The organism is Mitsuaria sp. 7, from assembly GCF_001653795.1.
Classification (GTDB): Bacteria; Pseudomonadota; Gammaproteobacteria; order Burkholderiales; family Burkholderiaceae_C; genus Roseateles.
In genome coordinates this window covers 3,048,719-3,069,843 of sequence record NZ_CP011514.1, presented here as the reverse complement: position 1 = coordinate 3,069,843, position 21,125 = coordinate 3,048,719, and the positions used below count along the sequence as shown (strand labels likewise).

Here is a 21,125-nt window from a genome sequence, read left to right as displayed (position 1 = left end):
GAATGTCATGAAGTTCGAAGTCAAGAAGGTGTTCGTGTTCCTGCCGCTGATCGCGGCGCTGGCGGCGTGCGGTGGCGGGGGCAGTGACGGCGACACCGCGGTCAACGCCAACGTGGGGACGGGCAACACCACGACCGGTGGCAACACGGGCACCACCACGGGTGGCAGCACCGGCGGCGCCGCGGGCGGCACCACGACCGGTGGCGGCGCCACGGGCGGCTCGACGACCGGCGGTACGGTCACGCCGCTCGTGACGGGCGCGTTCGTCCAGGCCACGACGCCGCGTTTCGCCGTCGTCGGCGCGTCGCAGCAGGGCTCGGGGCAGGTCCGCAGCATCGAGCAACTGCCGGTGGGCGGCATCGTGGCGATCAACGCCAACACGCTGACCGGAACGGCTCGCGCCGTCGAAGACGTGACCGGCGACGAGACCTTCGCCATGGGCCGCTGGGCCAAGGGCGATGCGATGTTCGGCGGCATGGACAGCACCGTCGACCAGGTGCCGTCGATGTTCCATTACGTCGTCTACAACGCCCTGGACGCGTTCCCTGCCAGCGGCGTGGAAGTCTGCGACGCCGGCAAGTTCACGACGCCGACGCGCACCTCGGGCCTGGGCGCCGACATGGGCCAGGCCATGGGGTCGGCGGCCTTGACCTTCGGCGCGAACGGCGCGGCGGTGGACGCGTCGATCACGGTCACGGTGGCGGGTCAGGTGAAGACGGTGTCGACGACGGGTCACACGCTCCCGAGCCCCACGGCCTCGCTGTACACCGGCAACTACCTGAACGACGGCGACGGCCTGATGCTCACGACGGCCCAGGCCGCCGGCGGGAAGCACCGTGTGGTGGTGGGCTTCATGGCGGTCATCAACGGTTCGAAGTACCGCGGCTTCGCTTCGTTCACCTGCGGACAGTGATCGACAACGCCCAGGCGGCGTGACGGTCAGGCGTCACGCAGTCACCGACAAAGCCGGCCGAGTGCCGGCTTTGTCCTTTGCGGATCGAAGGTGAAGCGCGAGTGAGGGCGAGGACGCCGCTCAGCGACGCGGGCCGTAGTGGCCCGGGATCCAGCGGCGGCCGCCGCCGCGGCCGTCCCAGTAGCCGTCGATCCAGATGGTGCCGGTGACGACCGGGCCGCCTTCCGAATAACCGGCGCCGTAGCCGCCACCGCCGCCATCGCCGTAGCCGCGGTCATAGCCGTGATAGCGATGGGCGGGGACCACGACGCAGCCGGTCAATGTCGCAACCAGCGGGGCCGCGACGAGCGCGAGCAGCAGGGGACGAAACGTTCGCATGTGGGACCTCCAGGAAAGGGACAACATGCGTGGACAACGCGGTCCTGGCGGTCGCCGATGACCGCTCGCGCCGGACATTACCCGGCCGACAAGGAGTAACGGCCGGTGAGTCCGATCAATACGGGCCGTTCGCCAGCCAGTGTTCGAGTTGCGGCAGGCGGTCGTTGCCCCAGAAGCGTTCGCCCTCGACGATGAAGAACGGCGAGCCGAACACGCCGCGCGCTTCCGCGAGGTCGATCTCCGCCTTCAGGCGGGCGCGCGCGGCCGTGTCGTTGGCGATGGCCTGGAGCTGATCGGGCGAGACATGCTGCGTCGCGCAGAGGTCCTGGAGCACCTCGGCCTGGGCGATGTTGCGGTCGTCGACGAAGTAGGCCTTGTAGACGGCCTGGGCGAGCTTGCGGCCCTGCTCGGGATCGCGGTCGTTGAACCAGTGGAACAGGCGAGCGGCCATCTCGGTGTGCAGGCCCAGCGAGGTCGGCGTGTTGTAGGGCACCTTCATGAAGGCGGCGAGCCGGGTGACGTCGCGGCGCACGTAGTCGCTGCGCATGACGCTGTTGGGCACGCGGATGCGTTCGAGCGACTGGAAGTTGGCGTCCAGCACGATGGCGTGCCAGTTGACGGTGCGGCCGTACTTGGCGGCGAGCGCGTCGACGCTCTGCGCGGCGATGTAGCCGTAGGGCGAGGCGAAGTCGAAATAGAAATCGATCGGTGCGGACATGCGGGCTCCTGACAAGGCGCGCGGATTGTAGGAGGGTGTCCTGGACCGGCTCGTGATGCCTGCGCCGGATGGATGACGTGGAGGGAATGACCATGGTCACCTGAGCTCGGGATCGGGCGTCGCTGCAGAAGGACGATGGCTATCATCAAGCGAGATTTCCGGGAGAGGCGATGAGCGCGAGAACGCCAGGCCCGCTGTGCCAGATCAGCAATCCTCAGATCGTGGACAGGGGCACCAACTGCCTGTCCCACTCACCGTCGCCCGCATCGATGGGTCGGCAGACGCAAGACCTTCGCGGACTTGATGAAGCGCTGGACGCTCTTCAAGCGACGGCCCAGAACTTCGCGCTGCGATACATCCAAGACGCAAAGGCGCGAGCCACATATGTCCAGCGCATCGCCGAGGCCGCGCGCACGATTCGCGCTGATGTCCTCGCAGGAAAAATGAACGCGGCGGACGGGGGCCATCTCGATCTACAACATCTGGGAAGCCAAGAACAAGCCGCGGCAGAGCGTCAAGGAAGGTGCGACTTTGGCGGGCGGCGTTCTCGGCGGCGCCGCTGGAACGGCCTCTGCAGGGTTCTTCTGCGGACCAGGCGCACCTGTGTGCGTGACGGCGTTGTTCATCGTCGGCGGCATCGTGGGCGCGATTGCAGCGAGCTGCCGCCGACCAGGTGCTTGACCAACGTGATGTCGTGAACTGGCTGGGCGAATGAGCGAAATGCGTTTCATCGACGACGAGGCCCATCGCTCCGCGCGGCAGGCGATCTCGCAGTTGTACCTGGATACGGAATTGGATGAGCTCGATCTGAAATCGATCGCGCGTGAACTGGCAGCGACGGGACTTCCTGTTGAGGAACTGCAGCGGATCTACGAAACCGAAGTCGCGCCGGCCTGCTGGCGAAATCTCCACGCCTTACCGGGTGGCGTGTGGACCGGCTTCGACGGGCAATCGCTGGACGAGGCCATCCGGCAGCATCGCATTCGGAACGCGACACCCACGCTCTGGCAACGGTTGTCGATTCGACGTTGGACTGCAAGCACACGTGATGACTGGTCGCGCGTGATGAAGGCTCTGACGAGCATCTGAACTGATGCGCATGGACCCAAGGGCCTCACGCCACTTCTCTGACTCCCATGACCCACATCGTCACCGGACTCATCGCCCGCACCGACCTGCTGAGCGACTTCTCCAAACGGCAAGGCCTGGCACCTCCGGTGACGCTGTCGCAAGGACTGGCCCTCCTGCCAACGCGAGACGACGACCTCGACGCCTTTCTGCCGCTGCCGCTATCCGGGTCGACCGACGGCTTTGTTTATCTGTGCGACCAACTGCTGGCCGTCCTCGCCGAGCTGTCTCGCGGAGGTCGCGTGATGTACTTCGAGACTGACTATTTCGGCGGCGCCGGTACGCAAGGAACGGTGCTCTTTGATGGCGGTCGGCTGGCCTATGGACCGCGTTCGTCCGAACGCATCGGCCCGATCAATGAGGCGCTCGCGTTGCTCGGGGTGACCGTTCAGGCACCGGCCCGCGACGCGTTCGACACCCTGGGCCTGGGCAGCAAGCGGCGCACCGAGGACTGGATCGATCTCGATCGGGAGTGAAGAGCGGCCATCTTGGCCCTCATCCCTTCCGGCTACCGCATCCGCCTACCGCCCGTCAACCACCCCCGGGTGGCGATGTGTCGGTGCTGTTGCCTTCCGATACAGTCGTTTACCTCAGTTCCCCATGAGGGCGTGCATTCCGTGAGGGATGTCACGACCCAGGGGCTGATCAGGGCAAAACCGGCGCGAGCCGGCGACGCAAAGCCTCCGGTCTCAGCGACGGCATCCGACGGATGTCACGACTCGAGATAGCGGGGTTGCCGGACCGGACTCGACCGGTTCGTGACGCATCGCCGCTCGCCTGGCCCGTCCTGGGTTGAAAAAACAACGCCAGACCAACGGCAGGCAGGGATGCAAGAGAAGTATGAAATGCGGACGCCCACGCGGCGGCGTCCGGCCGTCGGCGTGCCGACGGTCGCCACGATCGCGATCGCTGCCGCCTTGTGCGCCGGCTACGAAACCGCCCGGGGTCAGACCTTGCCTCCCGGCACCGTCGACCCCGATGCGCAGCGCCAGCTCCAGCAGCAGCGCGAGACGCAGCAACGCCAGTCGCTGGAACGCGAACCGGACGTCCGCCTGCGCGCCAGCGCGCCGCAGGCGCGTCCCCGCCTGCGCGACGACGAGTCCCCGTGTTTCCAGATCACGCAGATCGACCTGAGCGGCGTCGAAGGTCAACCGCGCATGGCGCGCCAGATCGGCGCGCTCGACGGCCCCCAGGGCGATGACGCACCCCTCGGCCGCTGCCTCGGCGCCGGCAGCATCGCCACGCTCGTGACGCGCCTGCAGGACGCGCTCATCGAGGAAGGCTTCATCACCACCCGCGTGCTCGCGGCGCCGCAGGACCTGTCCACGGGGCGGCTCGTGCTGACCGTCGTGCCGGGCCGCGTCCATGCGATCCGCCTGCGCGAGGGCACGTCGCCTCAGGTGCGGCTCGTCAACGCCTTGCCCGTGAAGCCCGGCGACGTGTTGAACCTGCGCGACATGGAGCAGGCGCTGGAGAACCTGCAGCGCGTCCCCGGCGCACAGGCCGACATCCAGGTCGAGCCCGCGCAAGGCACCAGCGAACCCGGCTACAGCGACCTCGCCGTCAGCTACCAGGGCGGCCGCCAGTGGCGCTGGCAGGTCTCGCTCGACGACAGCGGCAGCGAGGCCACGGGCCGCTACCCGCTCGCGCTGACCGCATCGCTGGACCACGCGCTGACGCTCAACGACCTGTTCTACGTGACGCTGAACCGCGATGCCGACTGGCTCGCGCGCCGCGTCGACCACCGCGACGGTCCGCACAAGGGCACCGGCGGCCACGTGCTGCACTACTCGCTGCCGTGGGGGCATTCGCTCGTCAGCGTCACGGTCAGCCGCAGCGGCTACCGCCAGGTCGTCATCGGCGCCAGCCAGACCTACGTCTACCGCGGCGCCAGCAGCAACGGCGAACTGAAGCTGACCCGCATGCTCTGGCGCGACGGCCAGTACAAGTTCAGCGGCTACGTGAAGCTGTTCGGCCGCGGCTCGCGCAACTACATCGACGATGCCGAGGTCGAAGTCCAGCGCCGCCGCACCGGCGGCTGGGAGGCCGGCATCAACCTGAAGCGCAATGCGGGCGGCATCGGCAGCGAGGCCGAACTCAGCCTGAAGCGCGGCACCGGTGCCTTCCACGCGCTGCAGGCGCCCGAAGAGAGCTTCGGCGAGGGCGAGTCACGCGTGCGCCTGCTGCAGGGCAGCTACAGCATCAACGGCGCATTGACGCTGGGCAGTCGCCAACTGCAGCTGAGCAGCTCGCTGCGTGGCCAGTACGCGCTGAACCGGCTCACGCCGCAGGACCGTTTCTCGATCGGCGGCCGCTACACCGTGCGCGGTTTCGGCAGCGACGCCTCGCTGTCCGGCGACAACGGCCTGCTCTGGCGCAACGAGGCCGAGCTGCCGCTGTCCGCGGCGCAGCAGTCCCCGGCCGTGTCGATGTACCTCGGCGTCGATGCCGGCCTGGTCGGCGGCTACGGCGCCGAACGCCTCGCCGGACGTCACCTGACCGGCGCCGTCATCGGCTCGCGCGTGCGCACGCAGGGCTTCTCGCTCGAGGTGTTCGCCGGCGCGCCGCTGTGGCAGCCGTCCCGCTTCCCGGATGCCCGCGTCGTCGCGGGCTTCAACCTGACCTACTCCCGCTGACCTGTGGCCCTGGACGATCCGGCTGACCCGCCCGGGCAGCCCGGCGATCGTCCATGCCGACTTCTTCCCGGTGATATCGCGATGAACCGTCTCCAGTACCGAATCGTCTTCAACAAGCAACGCGGCCAGATGATGGCCGTGGCCGAGACTGCGCTGAGCCACGTCAAGGGCGGCAGCGCCGGGGAGAGCCAGGGGCCCGCCGCGCGCGCGCTGAGCGCCGCCGAAGTCCTGCCGGCGGTCTCGCGCGGCCCGCCCGCGCTGCTCGCGCTGGCGGCCGCGTTCGCGATGGGCGCGGCGATCACGCTGGCACCGGACGCGCTCGCGCAGGTGAAGGCCGACCCGAACGCGCCCAAGGGCCAGCAGCCGACGGTGGTGAACAGCGCCAACGGCACGGTGCAGGTCAACATCCAGACGCCGAGCGCCGCCGGCGTCTCGCGCAACAGCTACAGCCAGTTCGACGTCGACAAGCGCGGCGTGATCCTGAACAACTCGCGCACCGACGTCAGCACGCAGCTCGGCGGCTTCGTGCAGGGCAATCCGTGGCTGGCCAAGGGCGGCGCGCGCGTGATCCTCAACGAGGTCAACAGCAGCGCGCCCAGCCAGTTGAAGGGCTACGTCGAGGTGGCGGGCCAGCGCGCCGAGGTCGTTATCGCCAACCCGTCCGGCATCCAGGTCGACGGGGCCGGCTTCATCAACGCCAGCGCGGCCGTGCTGACCACCGGCACGCCGCGCTTCAACGCCGACGGCAGCATCGCCGGTTACGGCGTGCAGGGCGGGCTGATCCGCGTGGACGGGCAGGGCCTGGACGGCGCGTCGACCGACTACACGGCGCTGCTCGCGCGCGCGGTCGAGATCAACGCCGGGATCTGGGCCAAGGACGCCCGCATCCAGACGGGCACGCAGCTGATGACGGTGGACGAGAACGGTGTCGCCGGCGGCGAGTCGCTCGCGCCCACGGGCGAGCGTCCGCGCTACGCGCTGGACAGCACGGCGCTCGGCGGCATCTACGCGCAGCGCATCAGGCTGGTGGGCACCGAGGCGGGCCTGGGCGTGCGCCAGGCCGGGCAGGTCGTGGGCGGACAACTGACGCTGCGTGCGGACGGCTGGCTGGACAACAGCGGCACCGTCTACGCGCAGGAGGCGGATGTCAACGGCGCGCCGTCGCTGACGGTGCAATCCAACGCCGGTGTTCGCAATGCCGGCTGGATGGCGTCGCGCGGCTCGGCGGACGTGCGCGCGCCGCAACTGGCGGGCGAAGCCGGCAGCGTGACCGCGGCGGGTCTGGCGGCCGACGGCGCGATCGTGGCGGGCGGCGGCAGCCTCGCGCTCACCGCGACGCAGTCGGCGAAGCAGGCCGGCCAGTTGCTGGCCGCGGACCGGCTGACGGTGCAGGCGCCGACGATCAATCTCGGCGGCGCGCAGGCGCAGGCCGGCTCGATCGCGCTAGGCGGCGACACCGTGGCGGCGCGCGAGGCGCTGCTCATCGCAGGCAACGGCATCGAAGTCACCGGCACGGCGTCGGTCGACCTGACGCGCGCGCAAGCGCAGGCGGGCACCATCGCCGCCACCGCGCCGACGCTGACCGCCGACGGCGCGCAGCTGTCGGCCGACGGCACGCTGAGCCTGAAGGCGGACGGCACGCTGAGCACGCAGGCGGCGAGCCTCGCGGGAAAGACGCTGTCCGTCGCCGCGCATGACATCGACCTGCGCAAGTCCGAGTGGCTGAGCCTGGGCACCGACGTGTTGTCCGTGCGCGTCCTGGGCGCGATCGTCGCCGACGACGCGCGCATCGCCACCAACGGGACGGATCTGCTGATCGCGGCCGATACCGTCAGCGCGCAACGCGCCCGGGTGGAACACTACGGTTCGGGCGTGTTGTCGATGAGCACGGGCTCGCTGGGCCTGGCGTCCGCGCAGGTGCTGTCCAACGGCGTCTTCCGCATCGACGCCATCGCGGCAACGCTGGACCGCGCCGAGGTGTCGGCGCCGACGATCCAATGGCATGCGACCGAGTTGTCGCATCGCGGCGCCCACACGCGGGTCGCGTCTGCGGCCGATTCCTCCGTCGACGTCGATGGACGACTCGACAACACCGGCGGCGTCCTGCAGACGAACAGCGACACGCTCGCGCTGCGCGCCGCCGTCTTGGAGAACAACGACGGGGTGCTCTCAACCAGCGGCCGCGTGCTGCGCGTCGAGACGGGCAGCCTCGGCAACCGGAGCGGCGTGATGCAGTCCGCCGGAACGCTGGAAGCCGGCGCCGGGCAGCGGATCGTCGCGATCGACAACACCGGCGGCCAGATCGTCGCGGACGTGCTGTCGCTGAACGCGCAGCAACTGGTCAATGCGGGCGGCGTCGTCGCGGCGAGCGGACGCGCCGCGCTGCAAGCGGGCGAATGGGACAACGGCAGCGGCCGTATCGAGGCCGGCACCCTGGCGCTGAACGCCGATCGCCTGCGGGGCGCGGGCAGCGTCTACGCGCGCGGCGACGCGACCATCGCGGCCACGCGACTCGAAACGACGGGTGTCCTCGCGGCGGGAGGCACCTTGTCCGTGCGGGCCGACCAGGTGTCGACCACCGGCCTGCTGGCCGCGGGTCTGCGCGTCGACGGCACCGTCGGCAACGCGGGCGACCTGAGCATCGATGCCACCGGGACGCTGCGTCACGGCGGCACGCTGCTGGCCGGCGGCGCATTGACGGCGACTGCGGAGTCGCTGGCCCTGCAGGACAGCGCCTCGCAGGCGGCCAGCGTCGCGATGACCGCCCGTCAGGGCGGCATGACGCTGGACCGCGCGACGGTGTCGACGTCGGGCAGCCTGGCGCTGGACGGTGCCGGCCAGCTCTCCACGGAAGGCGCACGCATTGCCGGCGCCCAGGTGGCGATCAAGGCGGACGCTTGGCGCAACGCGGGCGGCGAAGTCCTCCAGACCGGCGCCGCGGGCGCGATGACGCTGCAGGTCGCGGGACACCTGGACAACGCGGGCGGTCAGATCGGCGCCAATGGCGTATCGCTGGCAATCACGGCCGGCTCGTTCGACAACACGGCGGGCCGCGTCGCGCAGGCGGGCGATGCGCTGACGTTGAGCGCCGGTCGCATCGACGGGGCGCGCGGCGAGTTGCTGGCACGAGGCGCGCTGCAGGTGCGCGCGAGCGGCGACGCGGATCTCACCGACGCGTTGACGCAGGCGCGAGCGATCGATCTGCAGGCAGGACACCTGACGCACCGGGGCGGCGAGATGGCCGCATCCGAAGGACTGGTCGTCGCGGCGCGGGCGATCGACAACGCAGCCGGCGCGCTGCAGGCCGGCGGCGCCTTGTCGCTGAGCGGCGATGCCGTCACGAATCTCGACGGCGAGATCAGCGGCAGGACCGTGGCGGTCGATGCCGGCACGTTGACGAACGCCGGGCGAGGGCTGATCACCGGCGCGGATCGCCTGACCGTGCGCGCGAACACCCTGGACAACATCGGCCATCTGCAGTCGCAAGGCGGGATGTCGCTGAACGTCCTCGATACCTTCGCCAACAGCGGCACGGTGCAGGGACGGGGCGATCTGGCGTTGAACGTCGGACGCCTGATCCAGCAATCGACGGGCACGATCGCGGCGCAGGGACATCTGAGCGTCGACGCGACGTCCATCGACAGCAGCGGCACCTTCGCGGCCGGGCTGCTCGGCAACGGCGGCTCGGCAGCGAGCGGTGATCTCGCGCTGCGCACGACCGGCGCGCTCCGGCAAGGCGGCAGCCTCTTCGCGGCGGGCGCGCTGTCCGCGAGCGGCGGCACGCTGGACCTGGGGGGCAGCCGCTCGCAGGCCGCGAGCATGGCGTTCACCGCGACCCGCGGCGACCTGTCGCTGAACGGCGCGCAGGCGGCGGCTGCCGATGCGCTGTCGATCTCGACCTCCGACGCGCTGCTGACGACCGGCGCCACGCTCAGCGGCCACGACGTGACGATCGCCGCGCGGCAATGGAACAACACGGGCGGCGTGCTCGCCCAGACCGGCGGCACGGGGGCACTGCAGGCGACCGTCGCGGAGGGCCTCCTCAACGCCCAGGGCGTCATCAGCGCGCAGGGTCGCGCGATGTCGCTGCAGGCCGGCCGCCTGGACAACGCCAACGGCCGCCTGGTGCAAGCCGGCGGCGGCGACCTGGTCCTGCGCGGGGACCGCGTGGATGGCGCGTCGGGGCAGGTGCTGACCGACGGCCGGCTGACGATCGAGTCGACCGGCGCGATCGACCTGAACGGCGCGACGACGCAGGCCTCGGCGTTGACGCTGACCGGTGCGAGCCTGGATCACCGCAACGGCCACCTGCTGGTGCAAGGCGACGCTGCGTTGACGGTGACCGGCGCGTTGCAGAACCAGGGCGGACAGATCAGCGCGACGGGCGCGTTGAGCGCCGCCGCGGCGACGATGGCGAACGCTGCCGGGCAACTGGACGGCCAGCGTGTGACGCTGACCGCGACGACGCTCGACAACGGCGCTCAGGGGCTGATCGCCGCGCGCGGCGACTTGACGGTGAACGCCGACCATTGGACCAACGGCGGCAGCGCGCAGGCGCAGGGGCGTGCGGACCTGACGGTCACCGGCACGCTCGCGAACGCCGGCACGATCCACGCGCAGGGCGACGCGGCGCTGACCGTCGGGGCGCTGACGCAGACCGCGTCCGCCATCGTGGCCGCCCAGGGCGGACTGACCATCGCCGCCGGCAGCATCGCCAGCGCCGGCACGCTCGCGGCGGGACTGAAGGGCGACAACACGCTGGCCGCCGCCGGCGACCTGCGGCTGACGGTCGACGGCACGCTGCAGCAGAGCGGTCACCTGCTGACGGCCGGTGCACTGAGCGCGACCGCGGCGCACCTCGATCTCGACGACAGCCAGGCGCAGGCGAAGGCGGCGACGCTGATCGCGACCGATGGGGCGGGAACGATCGGCCTGGACCGCGCGGTCTGGTCCGTGCGCGGGGCCCTGTCGCTGAACGCGGCCGGTGCGGTCGTCAGCGACCACGCCTCGGTGGAAGCCGGGGCCATCGACCTGACCGCCGGGCGCTGGAGCAACCTCGCGGGCCGCTGGCTGCAGACGGATGCGACGGGCGCTTTCACCGCGACGGTGAGCGGCCTGCTGGACAACCGTCAGGGTGAGCTCGGCATGAATGGCGCGTCGACGACGCTGGCTGCCGACCGCGTCGACAACGGCGCGGGACGGATCGCCCAGGCGGGCGGCGCGCTGGACTTCCGCGTGCGCCAGTTCGACGGTGCGCAAGGGCAGGTGCTCGCCACCGGCGCGCTGACGTTGAACGCCAGCGGCGCACTCACGCTCGATGGCGCGACGACGCAGGGCGCCAGCGTCCGCGTCGACGCGGGCAGCCTGAGCCATGTGAACGGTCGCCTGCTCAGCGCCGGCAACGCGGTGCTGCGCGTGGGCGGAGAGCTGGACAACCGTGGCGGCCTGATGCAGGCCGCGTCGACCCTCGATATCGCGTCGGCGGGCATGAACAACACAGCCGGGCAGTTGTCCGGCCAGACGGTGGCGCTGCGCGCGGACCGCCTGGACAACGGCGCGCAAGGCGTGATCGGTGCGGGCGGCGTGCTGACGATCGATGCAGGCCGGCTGACCAACGCCGGCACGGTGCAAGGCGTGGGCGACACGACGCTGACCGTCACCGGCCTGCTCGACAACAGCGGCATGGTCTACAGCCAGGGCCGCGTCACGGTGCAGGCGGACGAACTGCGCAACCCCGGCACGATCGCCGCGCAGGGCTCGCTGAGCGCCTCCACGGGACAACTGAGCGGCAACGGCGTCTTCGCTGCGGGTCTTCGTCCCGACAACACCTGGTCGACGGTCGGCGATCTGTCGCTCAGCGCGACGCGATCGCTGCAGTTCGGCGGCGCGGCGACGGCGGCCGGCGATCTGGGCGTCACCGCGCCTTCGCTGCAATTGCAGGGTGCGCAGCTGCAGGCCGCCACGATGGCGCTGCGGGCGACCGCCGGGGACCTGTCACTGGACCATGCGGCGGTGGCCGCGGCACAGCGGTTGGAGATGGCGGCGACGGCTCGCCTCGTGACCTCCGCTGCGCAGGTGAGCGCCGGTGATGTCCGGCTGACGGCCGGCGACTGGCTCAATGCCGGCGGGCGGCTCACGCAGACCTCGTCGGCGGGAACGCTGCAGGCGGTGCTCGGCGGCAACCTCGACAACCACGGCGGCACCATCGAGTCCGCCGGCGCGCAGCTGACGCTGGCCGCAGGCACCGTCGACAACGGCGCGGGCCGCATCGCGCAGGCCGGTGGCAATCTGACGCTGCGTGCCGCGCAGTGGGACGGCGCGCAGGGCCAGGTCTTGACCTCGGGCGCGCTCGACTGGCAGGTCACCGGCGCCTTGACCGCGACCGGCGCGACGACGCAGGCGGACAGCCTCCGCCTCGTCGCGGGCAGCCTCGCCCATGACGGCGGCCGGATGACGGCGGCGCAGGCGGCGACGCTCGATGTCGACGGCACCCTGGGCAATCGTGGCGGCAGCATCGTGGCCGGCACAGGCCTGAGCGTCGAAGCGGGGCGTCTGAGCAACGCGGCCGGCGGTCTGATGCAGGCCGGTGGCGCGCTGCAGGTCGGCGTGACCGGCGCCGACGCACTGGACAACCAGGGCGGACGGCTGCGCAGCGGCGGTGACATGACGATCACCGCCGCCGCGCTCGACAACCGCGGCGGATGGGCCGGCAGCGACGGGCAACTGACCGTGCGCGCCCCCGGTGCGCTGCTGAACCAGCAGGGCACGCTGCTTGCGCAGCGCGCGATCTCGCTGGAGGGCGGCTCGCTGAGCAACCAGGGCGGTCGCATCGCCAGCGTGCAGGGCGCCATCGGCGTCACCACGTCCGGCCTGCTGGACAACGCGCAGGGCTCGGTGCTCGCCGCCGGCGGCCTGACGCTCACCTCGACCGGCCTGGGCAACCAGGGCGGTGAACTCTCCGGCTCCACCGTGACCGTGGACGCGCGCGGCCAGTCGCTGGACAACCGCGGCGGCCGCGTGCTGGCCAGCGATGCGATGACGGTGCGCAGCGGCGCGCTGGACAACCACGGTGGCCTGCTGCAGTCGCTGGGGGCGCTGTCGGTGGACACGGCCGGTGCCGCGCTCACCAACACCTTCGATGCCGCGGTCACCACGGTGACCGGCCTTCGCGCCCAGGGCGCCCTGCGCGTGGACGCGGGCAGCGTCGACAACGGCGCGGGCATGGCCGGCAACGCGGTGACGATCAATGCCGCGTCGCTGGTGAACCGCAACGCGATCTCGGGTCAGACCGTGAACCTGGGCATCACCGGCACGCTGGACAACCGCGGCGGCCAGGTGATGGGCGCGCAGACCACGACGGCGACGGTCGGGCAGGTGCTCAACCAGAGCGGCCTGATCTTCGGCGGCCAGACGCTGGACCTGCGCGCGGGCGGACTGATCGACAACCGTGACACGAGCGGCGCCAACCTCGGACTGCAAGGCGGTGCCGTGACGCTGCGCGCGGCCACGATCGACAACCGCAACGGGCAGCTGCGCGCGGACGGCGACCTGCGCGCGACCGCGTCGCAGCGGCTGGACAACGGCGGCGGCGTGCTGAGCGCGCTCGGCCAGGCGGTCATCGGCGACGGCGGCGCGGATCCGCGCGCGTCCGCGCTGGACCTGCGCAACGGCAGCGGCAAGGTCTGGGGCGCCACGGGCGTGACCGTGGCCGCGGCGGGCCTGTCGGGCGGCGGCGAGATCTCCAGCGGCGCGGGCCTGAGCCTGACGCTGGGCGGCGACCTGACCAACGGCGCCGGCACCTTGCTGCAGTCGCGCGGCGACATGGCGCTGACGCTGGGCGGCAACTTCACCAACCAGGGCGTGTTGCGCGCCGGCGGCGCGCTGAGCGTGGCCGCGAGCAACATCGACAACCAGGCCACCGGCGAACTCAGCAGCGCGGACACGCGGCTGACGGCCTCGGGCACGCTGACCAACCGCGGCCTGATCGACGGCGACCGCGTCCGCATCGAGGCGGACCAGGTGCTCAACGTCGGCAGCGGCCGGATCTACGGCAGCGACCTGACGATCGCCGGCGGACAGCTGGTGAACGGTGCTGAGAACGGCCAGTCGGCGGTGATCGCCTCGCGCGGTGCGTTGACGGTGGCGATGACGGGCGCGGTGTCCAACACGACGCAGTCGCTGATCTATGCGGACGGCGACCTGTCGCTGCGCGCGGCCAGCCTGCTCAACGAGAACGCCACCATCGAGGCCAGCCGCCTGCTGCAGCTGGACGTGAGCGGCGGCATCGCCAACCGCAGCATCCACGACGGCGCGAACGCGTTGCCGCAGGATCCGGCGGCGCCGCGCGTGCTCGACAGCAAGGCCTTCATCAGCAGCGGCGGCGACATGCGCATCACCGCCGGCCAGGTGATCAACAGCGGCGCGACCATCGAGGCGCGCGGCAACCTGCTGCTGCAGTCGGCCGACATCCAGAACCTGAATCCCTACCTGAAGTGGCAGCTGGTCAACGGCCAGTCCACGACGGGCTGGGAGTTCCAGGCGCCGGGCAGCACGGTGCGCTACAAGCCGGAGGAGATCCGCGTGCTGTGGGCCGTCGGCTTCGACGCCGGCGCCTGGGGCAGCGAATGGGGCAGCCCGGCGCAGGGATCGCTGGAGCCCTTCGTCTGGGAGTTCCATCCGAAGCAGTCGACGTGGTCGCAGGACACGTACAACCGCAAGATGCTGCTGCCGTCGGTGCGTTATCCGAATGAGGTCTTCGGGCGCTATCTGGGCGGACTGGGCGGCGACGCGGACGGCTCCGCCAACCGCGGCTTCCAGGTCCGGGCGAGCGGCGACCACATGTACCAGGTCTGCACCATCGACGGCTGCACGGACGAGCTGGCGGTCGGCGCGCACTACGCGGCCGGTGATCGGATCTGGTCGGACTTCGGTGTGACGCCGGGTGACGACGCGGGCCTGGACGCCGCGCTGGGCGCGTTCTACGCCGATGCCAACAGCCGTCTGCGCGGCGACTTCACCGCGTTCAACTACACGCGGACGACGCAGTCGGCGGCGGTGACGCAGAGCTCGGCGGGGCAGATCATCGTCGGCGGCACGCTGCGCGTGGAAGGCGGCAAGATCGTCAACGAGATGAGCCGCGTGATCGGCCGCACCGGTGTGGACATCCAGTCCACCGACATCGACAACCGGACCATCCGGGTCAACGTCACGGGGACCGAGCAGGTCGACGTGTACCGGACCTGGAACGACGGCTCCAGCGTGCCGAACACGGGCATCGGCTACACGACGACGAACTCGGCCATCAACGACCAGGTCGATCTGAAGCTGCCGGCGCTGGGTGGCGGCGCGGTCGGGGCGGACCCGACGCTGGCCGGCCGTCAGCAGGCCGGCGCGGTGGGCGGCGCGGGCGGCGCGCAGACCCAGCAGGCCTCCGTGACCACCCTCCTGGGTGCCGGCTCGGCGGGCTCGACCGGCGCGCTGAACGCGTCGACGCTGCAGTCCATCGTCGGTGGCGGTGACGCCAGCGCCGGACGCGCGACGGCGGCCTGGCGCAGCGGCGGTCAGCAGCAGGCGGTGGCGGTCGACGCGCAGGACGCGTCCAACGGCGCCGTCGCGGCGGACCTCCGCGTGCGTCATGCCGCGGAGACCGGCGCGCAGATCGTGCGCGGCGCCGACGGTGCCGTGGTGCGCACCGACGCGCAGGCGCTGGGCGTGAGCGCGCAGGACATCCGGCTCGTGGCGCTGCAGCCGTCGAGCGGAGGCGCTGGCGTCAGCGGTCCGGGCAGGATCACGACCGGCGGACTGGGGGCCGCGCAGGTCGTTCCGGGCAAGGATGCCAACGGGCGTCTGCGCGCGGTGCCGGCGTCGCTGGCGCTGCCGGGCAACAGCCTCTTCAAGCTGCGGACGGACACGCGCACGGGCTACCTGATCGAGACCGATCCGCGCTTCGCGAACTACCGCGACTGGCTGTCGAGCGACTTCCTGCTGCAGGCGATGTCGGTGGATCCGGCGACGGCGCAGAAGCGGCTGGGCGACGGCTTCTACGAGCAGCGCCTGGTGCGCGAGCAGATCGGACAGCTGACCGGCTCGACCTTCCTGCAGGGCTACGCGAGCGACGAGGAGATGTACCGCGCGCTGATGGCCAACGGCGCGAGCTTCGGCCAGTCGCACCAGCTGCGGCCGGGCGTGGCGCTCACGGCGGAGCAGATGTCGCTGCTGACGACCGATCTGGTCTGGCTGGTGGAGCAGCAGGTCACGTTGGCCGACGGCTCGACGCAGCGCGTGCTGGTGCCGCAGGTCTACCTGCTGCCGCGCGACGGCGACCTGCAGGGCACGGGCGCGCTGATCGCGGGCGACCGGGTGAACCTGGCGCTGAGCGGGACGCTGGACAACAGCGGCGATCTGCGCGCGACGGGCGGGCTGAGCGCGACCGCGCAGAACATCGTCAACAGCGGCAGCATGCGCGGCGCCAGCGTGGCGCTGAGCGCGAAGGAGGACCTGCGCAACATCGGCGGCGAGCTGACGGCGACGGACACGCTGAGCCTGTCGGCGGGGCGCGACCTGGTGGTCGCGAGCACGACGGCGAGCGGCACGACGGACACGAGCCAGCGCACGGTGCTGAGCCGCGTCGCGAGCCTGAACGCCGGCGGCGTGATGGTGCTGCAGGCGGGGCAGGATGTGGTGCTGGACGCGGCGCAGCTGCGCCAGACCGGCGGCGCCGACGGCGGCATCCTGGTGGATGCCGGACGGGACCTGAAGCTGGGGGCGGTGAAGACGGCGAGCAGCGATCGGGCGACGTTCGATGCGAACAATCACCTGTACCAAGGGAGTTCGCAGGACGTGAGGACGTCGATCCAGTCGAAGGGACCGGTGCTGCTCAACGCTGGGCAGGACCTCGTGGCGAAGGGGGCCGCCGTCTCGAGCGACGGTGCCGTGCAACTCACGGCGGGACGCGATATCCAGTTGCTGGCTGCGCAGGCGACGGAGTCGCTGGACGAGGCGAGCAAGCACACGGTCAAGGGCTTCCTGAAGTCGACGACGACCTCCAGCCAGACTCAGATCGAACGCACGATGGCGTTGGGCACGACGATCTCGGGCCAGACGGTATCGGCACAAGCCGGTCAGGATCTGTTGCTGAAGGGCTCGAACCTGGTCTCCGACGAGGGTACGACGCTGCACGCGCTTCGGGACGTGAAGATCGAGAACGCACTCGACACCTCGAAGCAGTACGACGATCGACAGCAGGTCACGAAGGGCCTGCTGAGCGGCGGCATCGGCTTCACCATCGGCACGCGCGACCAACGCAGCGGCAATCAGAAGGACAGCGAGACGGTCGTGGGTTCCACGGTGGGCAGCGTCAATGGCGACGTCACCATCGTGGCCGGGCGCAAGTTCTCGCAAGTGGGCTCGGTGATCCAGACGCCCAAGGGCGACGTGGACGTGACGGCGCAGAAGATCTCGATCCAGAGCGCGGCGCAGGAGGGCAAGGACGTCCAGACTACCGCCTTCCGGCAGAGCGGGCTCTCCGTGTCGGTAAGCGCTCCGGTGCTGAGCGCGCTGCAGGGCACGATGGACATGGCCGACAACATCGGCAAGGTCGGCGACGCGCGCATGCAGGCCTTGGGCGCGGCGTCCACGGCGATCAAGGCGAAGGAGGCGGCGCAGGCGATGCAGGCCGATCCGCAGGCCGGGGGCGGCCTGTCGATCAGCATCACGGTCGGGTCGACTCAATCCAAGAGCCGCACGGAGACGACGACCACGACGCAGCAGGGCAGCGAGATCACTGCTGGCGGAGACATCCGCCTGACGGCTCAGGGCGCCGGGAAGGACAGCAGCATCAGCGTGCAGGGCTCGGACCTGGCGGCCGCGCAGCGCCTCGCGCTCAAGGCGGACGGCGACGTGTCGCTGACCTCGTCGCAGGACCTGATCAAGCAGAAGAGCGAGAACTCGTCGAGCAGTGCCGCCGTGGGTGTCGCCATCAGCGTCGGGTCCGGTGGGGCGTCCATGGGCTTCACCGCGAGTGCCAGCATCGCGCGTGGCAAGTCCGACGGCGAGGACGTCATCCAGCGCAACACGCATGTGCAGGGCCAGCAGGTCAGCATCGAGTCCGGCGGCGACACGACGCTCAAGGGCGCGGTCGTGAGCGGCGACAAGGTGACGGCCAAGGTCGGCGGCGATCTCAACATCGAAAGCCTGCAGGACACCAGCCGCTTCCGCAGCGAGAGCATGCAGGCCGGCGGCAGCGTCACGGTGGGCGCGGGCTTCAGCGGCAGCGCCAGCTTCGGGCAGAGCAAGGTCAAGAGCGACTTCGCGAGCGTGACGGAGCAGAGCGGCATCCGGGCCGGCGACGGCGGCTTCCAGGTCGAGGTCAAGGGCAACACGGATCTGAAGGGCGGCTCGATCACCAGCACCCAGGCCGCGATCGATGCGGGGGCCAACGCCTTCAAGTCGGGCAGCCTGACGTTGAGCGACATCGAGAACAAGGCGGACTACAAGGGGTCGAGCTTCTCGGTCTCGGCAGGGTTCGGGAAGAAGGACGGCAGCGACAAGAACGAGGGTGGTGAGAAGCCGAAGGACGGCTCGTACCAGCTGATGACGATGAAGCCGGGCGACCCCGGACAGTCGGCTGGCATGGGCTACACGAGCGACAGCGCGGGCAGCACGACGAAGGCGGGCATCAGCGGTGTCGCAGGGAACACGGCTGCCCGCACCGGCGACGCGGAGTCCGGCATCAAGCAGATCTTTGACAAGGAGAAGGTTCAGCAGGACCTGGCGGCGCAGGTGGCGATCACGCAGACGTTCGGGAAGGAGGCCAGCAAGCAGATTGGTGAGTTCGCGGACAAGCAACTCATCAAGGCGGCAGACCTACGCGCGCAAGCACATGTGGCGGTCGACGAGAGGGAAGAGAAGCAGTTGATCGCTCAAGCTGAGTCGTTCGAAAAGCAATGGGGACCGGAGGGCACGCTACGCGTGGCGGCTCATGCGGTAGTCGGCGGCCTGACGGGAAATCTCGATGGTGCCATTGGAGCTGTGACCGGCACGCTCACAGCCCCTCAGGTAAAGGATGTCCTGGAGCGCGCTGGACTTGACGACAACCTTGCACGGGGACTGACCGCATTGGCCAGTACTGCTGTAGGTGGAATGGCGGGTGGCTCGGCCGGTGTGGGTGCTGCATTCAATGAGGTGACGAACAATTACCTCAGCCATCTGCAAGTAGGCAAGATGCTTGAAGAACTACGGAACGCCAAGAATCGAAATGAGCGCGAGAAGGTCTTCAAGGAGTACGCAGAACTAAGTCAGCGGCAGAGCGCTGAGATCGCTAATTGTCGAGACAAAGCCTGTGACGATATCTCGAGAGATATTGCGAAAGGTCAAAAGGCGTTACAGGACAACGCGCGCGAGATTGGCGAGTTTGCAGGCTGGTTCAACGATAAGAAGCAGGATATTCTCAATACTCAGATCGGCGACAAGTTTAGGCTGCAGAACCAGGTTGAATTCAATGTGGCGGCGAAGAAGCGCGTGGAAACCTACTCCAACATGAACCTTTCGCCGAACGTGTTGAAAGCAATTGAATATGGAACTGCCTGTACATCGTCAGCCTGCGTCCAAACTCAATACGATGCTTTGAGGTCGTTGAAAGGAAAAGTCACGGGGAATGACGCCGTAGCCATTCAACTGGAGATTGGGTTCCTCTATGGGCGGATGCAGGCGTTTGGTGAATGCTTGAAGAATACTGGTTGCTCAGGCATTGCCTTGGCCGGTGGCGTCGCCATGGGCCTGAAAGCAACGGGGGGCACTTCAACCAACGCTGCGGCGCCATCAGGCAACAAGGCAGCAGGTTCCGGAGGTGCAATGGAAGACCTGCCGGAAGGCTATTACCAAGCAAAGGTCCCGAGCAAATCTGCAGATAAGTCTGAATCGGTAGCAGCGTGCGCAACAGGCACAGAGTGCTTTGTCGCTGGTACACCGGTCTGGACTCCTGAAGGCCCCAAATCTATTGAGACCTTACGAATCGGCGATGCCGTTGTTTCCCGGGACGAGAAGTCGGGCGCTGTCAGCGTTCGCCGAGTGGTCGCGACGAAGGCGACGCCGGATCAAACCGTTTACGCTATTCGAGTGATGTCCAACAATGTCATCGAAGAAATTGTCGCAACGGGCGAGCATCCCTTCTGGGTTACCAACAAGGAGGGCGGAGCAGGTTGGATCCAAGCTTCGGACCTGACGTCGTCAGCATTGCTAACTGATATCCATGGCGGTACCGCAAGTGTATTCGAGGTCGAAAAACTGAAAAGCCGGGCTGCAGTGTTCAATATTGAAGTTGAAGAGTTCCATACTTACCATGTTGGACAGCTTGCGATCTGGGTTCATAATGCGAAGTGTTGTGAGGTAAATGCAAAAAATCCTTTGAATGGTTTAAGGTTGAGCGAAGACCTCAAGATGGAGCAAAAGCAGGACCCTCGAATTGGCACTACGCTGCCCGGGGCCAAGGCTCCAATCACCGTTACTGCCGATGCCTACGTGGACGGGATTTCGCTCTTCGACACAAATCAAATGGCGCGCCCATCGAAGTCGGCTAGTTCTTCAAAGCCTACGTTGATTGCAGATCTCATCGCGCCGGGAAATCCAAATTCAAATATGGCAAATGCCCACGCAGAAATTGGCGTTATTCAACAGGCATATGACGCAAATATGACGCAGGGTCGGACAATGACGATCGTGGTACGAGGCGAGCCGGTCTGTACGTTCTGTATGACCACTGACAATATTGCGACGGCCGCTCAACGGGCTGGCTTGGCGCGGCTGGAATTGGTTGATACCATTGCCGGAAAAACTTATATCTGGACTCGTAGCGACAAGGGTGTAAACGCTTTGGTGGAGAAGAAGAAATGATGGACGAAGATTCTCGAAACGATCGAAAAAGGAGCCTTGAACTGCTTTGGCGCGCCAAAGATTCAAATGATCCTTCCGCCATTGCTGAATTTGAACCTGACTGGACTGCGGTCGAGGTAGCCGTCAGCAATACATTCCATGCAGGAGGGTTTGCTCGGTTGAATATCGACCCGCCTGATGGAGGATGGTTGATCGTTCTCGCGATGGACGCAGCGCCTGGATATTGCCGCCTGACGCTTTCGACAAATGATGCAGATCGAAAATTCCGATTCCTAGAGTGGGCGAATGGGACGCCCGACTTAGAGCCGGTGGTCCTGCTTGATCATCCTTGGAAGTCCCAGACCATTTGCTATGAATTTGATGCCGCTTTGAGCGCGTTTCGCCGTGTATTTGATAATCCCGACTTGATATTCGAGGATGTCAGTGAATTTAAATCGCCATGGCTTCCTTGATTTTGTGTCTG

The 21,125-nt window shown here is 68.5% G+C and carries 8 protein-coding genes and 1 riboswitch; of the genes, 6 read left to right on the top strand and 2 right to left on the bottom strand.

Annotated features, from left to right (window positions below):
- The first annotated feature begins 7 nt into the window (after positions 1-7).
- Positions 8-913, top strand: coding sequence for a hypothetical protein (locus tag ABE85_RS13455; RefSeq protein ID WP_067275227.1), 906 nt, complete (start codon positions 8-10; stop codon positions 911-913).
- A 120-nt stretch (positions 914-1,033) separates the two neighbouring features.
- On the opposite strand, the gene ABE85_RS13450 is transcribed toward ABE85_RS13455, so the two are convergent.
- Complete coding sequence (locus ABE85_RS13450) at positions 1,034-1,291, bottom strand: hypothetical protein (RefSeq protein ID WP_067275224.1); 258 nt, start codon at positions 1,289-1,291, stop codon at positions 1,034-1,036.
- Between the two features lie 115 nt (positions 1,292-1,406).
- Positions 1,407-2,009 carry a 2-hydroxychromene-2-carboxylate isomerase gene (locus ABE85_RS13445; RefSeq protein ID WP_067275222.1) on the bottom strand — a complete coding sequence of 201 codons (603 nt, stop codon included), beginning with the start codon at positions 2,007-2,009 and terminating at the stop codon, positions 1,407-1,409.
- A 720-nt stretch (positions 2,010-2,729) separates the two neighbouring features.
- Between ABE85_RS13445 and ABE85_RS13440 the strand changes: the two genes are divergently transcribed.
- The 5 genes from ABE85_RS13440 to ABE85_RS27590 all read left to right on the top strand — a co-directional run bounded on the left by ABE85_RS13440 (position 2,730) and on the right by ABE85_RS27590 (position 21,114).
- Positions 2,730-3,098, top strand: coding sequence for a hypothetical protein (locus ABE85_RS13440; RefSeq protein ID WP_067282662.1), 369 nt, complete (start codon positions 2,730-2,732; stop codon positions 3,096-3,098).
- 47 nt (positions 3,099-3,145) lie between these two features.
- The gene (locus ABE85_RS13435) at positions 3,146-3,613 is read left to right on the top strand and encodes a hypothetical protein (protein ID WP_067275217.1); all 468 of its coding nucleotides are present in this window, start codon (positions 3,146-3,148) and stop codon (positions 3,611-3,613) included.
- A 163-nt stretch (positions 3,614-3,776) separates the two neighbouring features.
- Positions 3,777-3,878: riboswitch (cyclic di-GMP riboswitch) on the top strand.
- A gap of 104 nt (positions 3,879-3,982) precedes the next feature.
- Positions 3,983-5,773 (top strand): ShlB/FhaC/HecB family hemolysin secretion/activation protein, encoded by a 1,791-nt coding sequence (locus ABE85_RS13430; RefSeq protein ID WP_197507007.1) that lies wholly within the window; start codon positions 3,983-3,985, stop codon positions 5,771-5,773.
- Positions 5,774-5,854: 81 nt separating this feature from the next.
- On the top strand, positions 5,855-20,662 hold the full coding sequence (locus ABE85_RS13425; protein ID WP_067275214.1) for a hemagglutinin repeat-containing protein: 14,808 nt from the start codon (positions 5,855-5,857) through the stop codon (positions 20,660-20,662).
- Positions 20,659-21,114, top strand: a complete 456-nt coding sequence (locus ABE85_RS27590; protein WP_157522359.1) for a DUF6911 family protein — start codon at positions 20,659-20,661, stop codon at positions 21,112-21,114. Before ABE85_RS13425 ends, ABE85_RS27590 begins: the two co-directional genes overlap by 4 nt.
- Positions 21,115-21,125 lie beyond the last annotated feature (11 nt).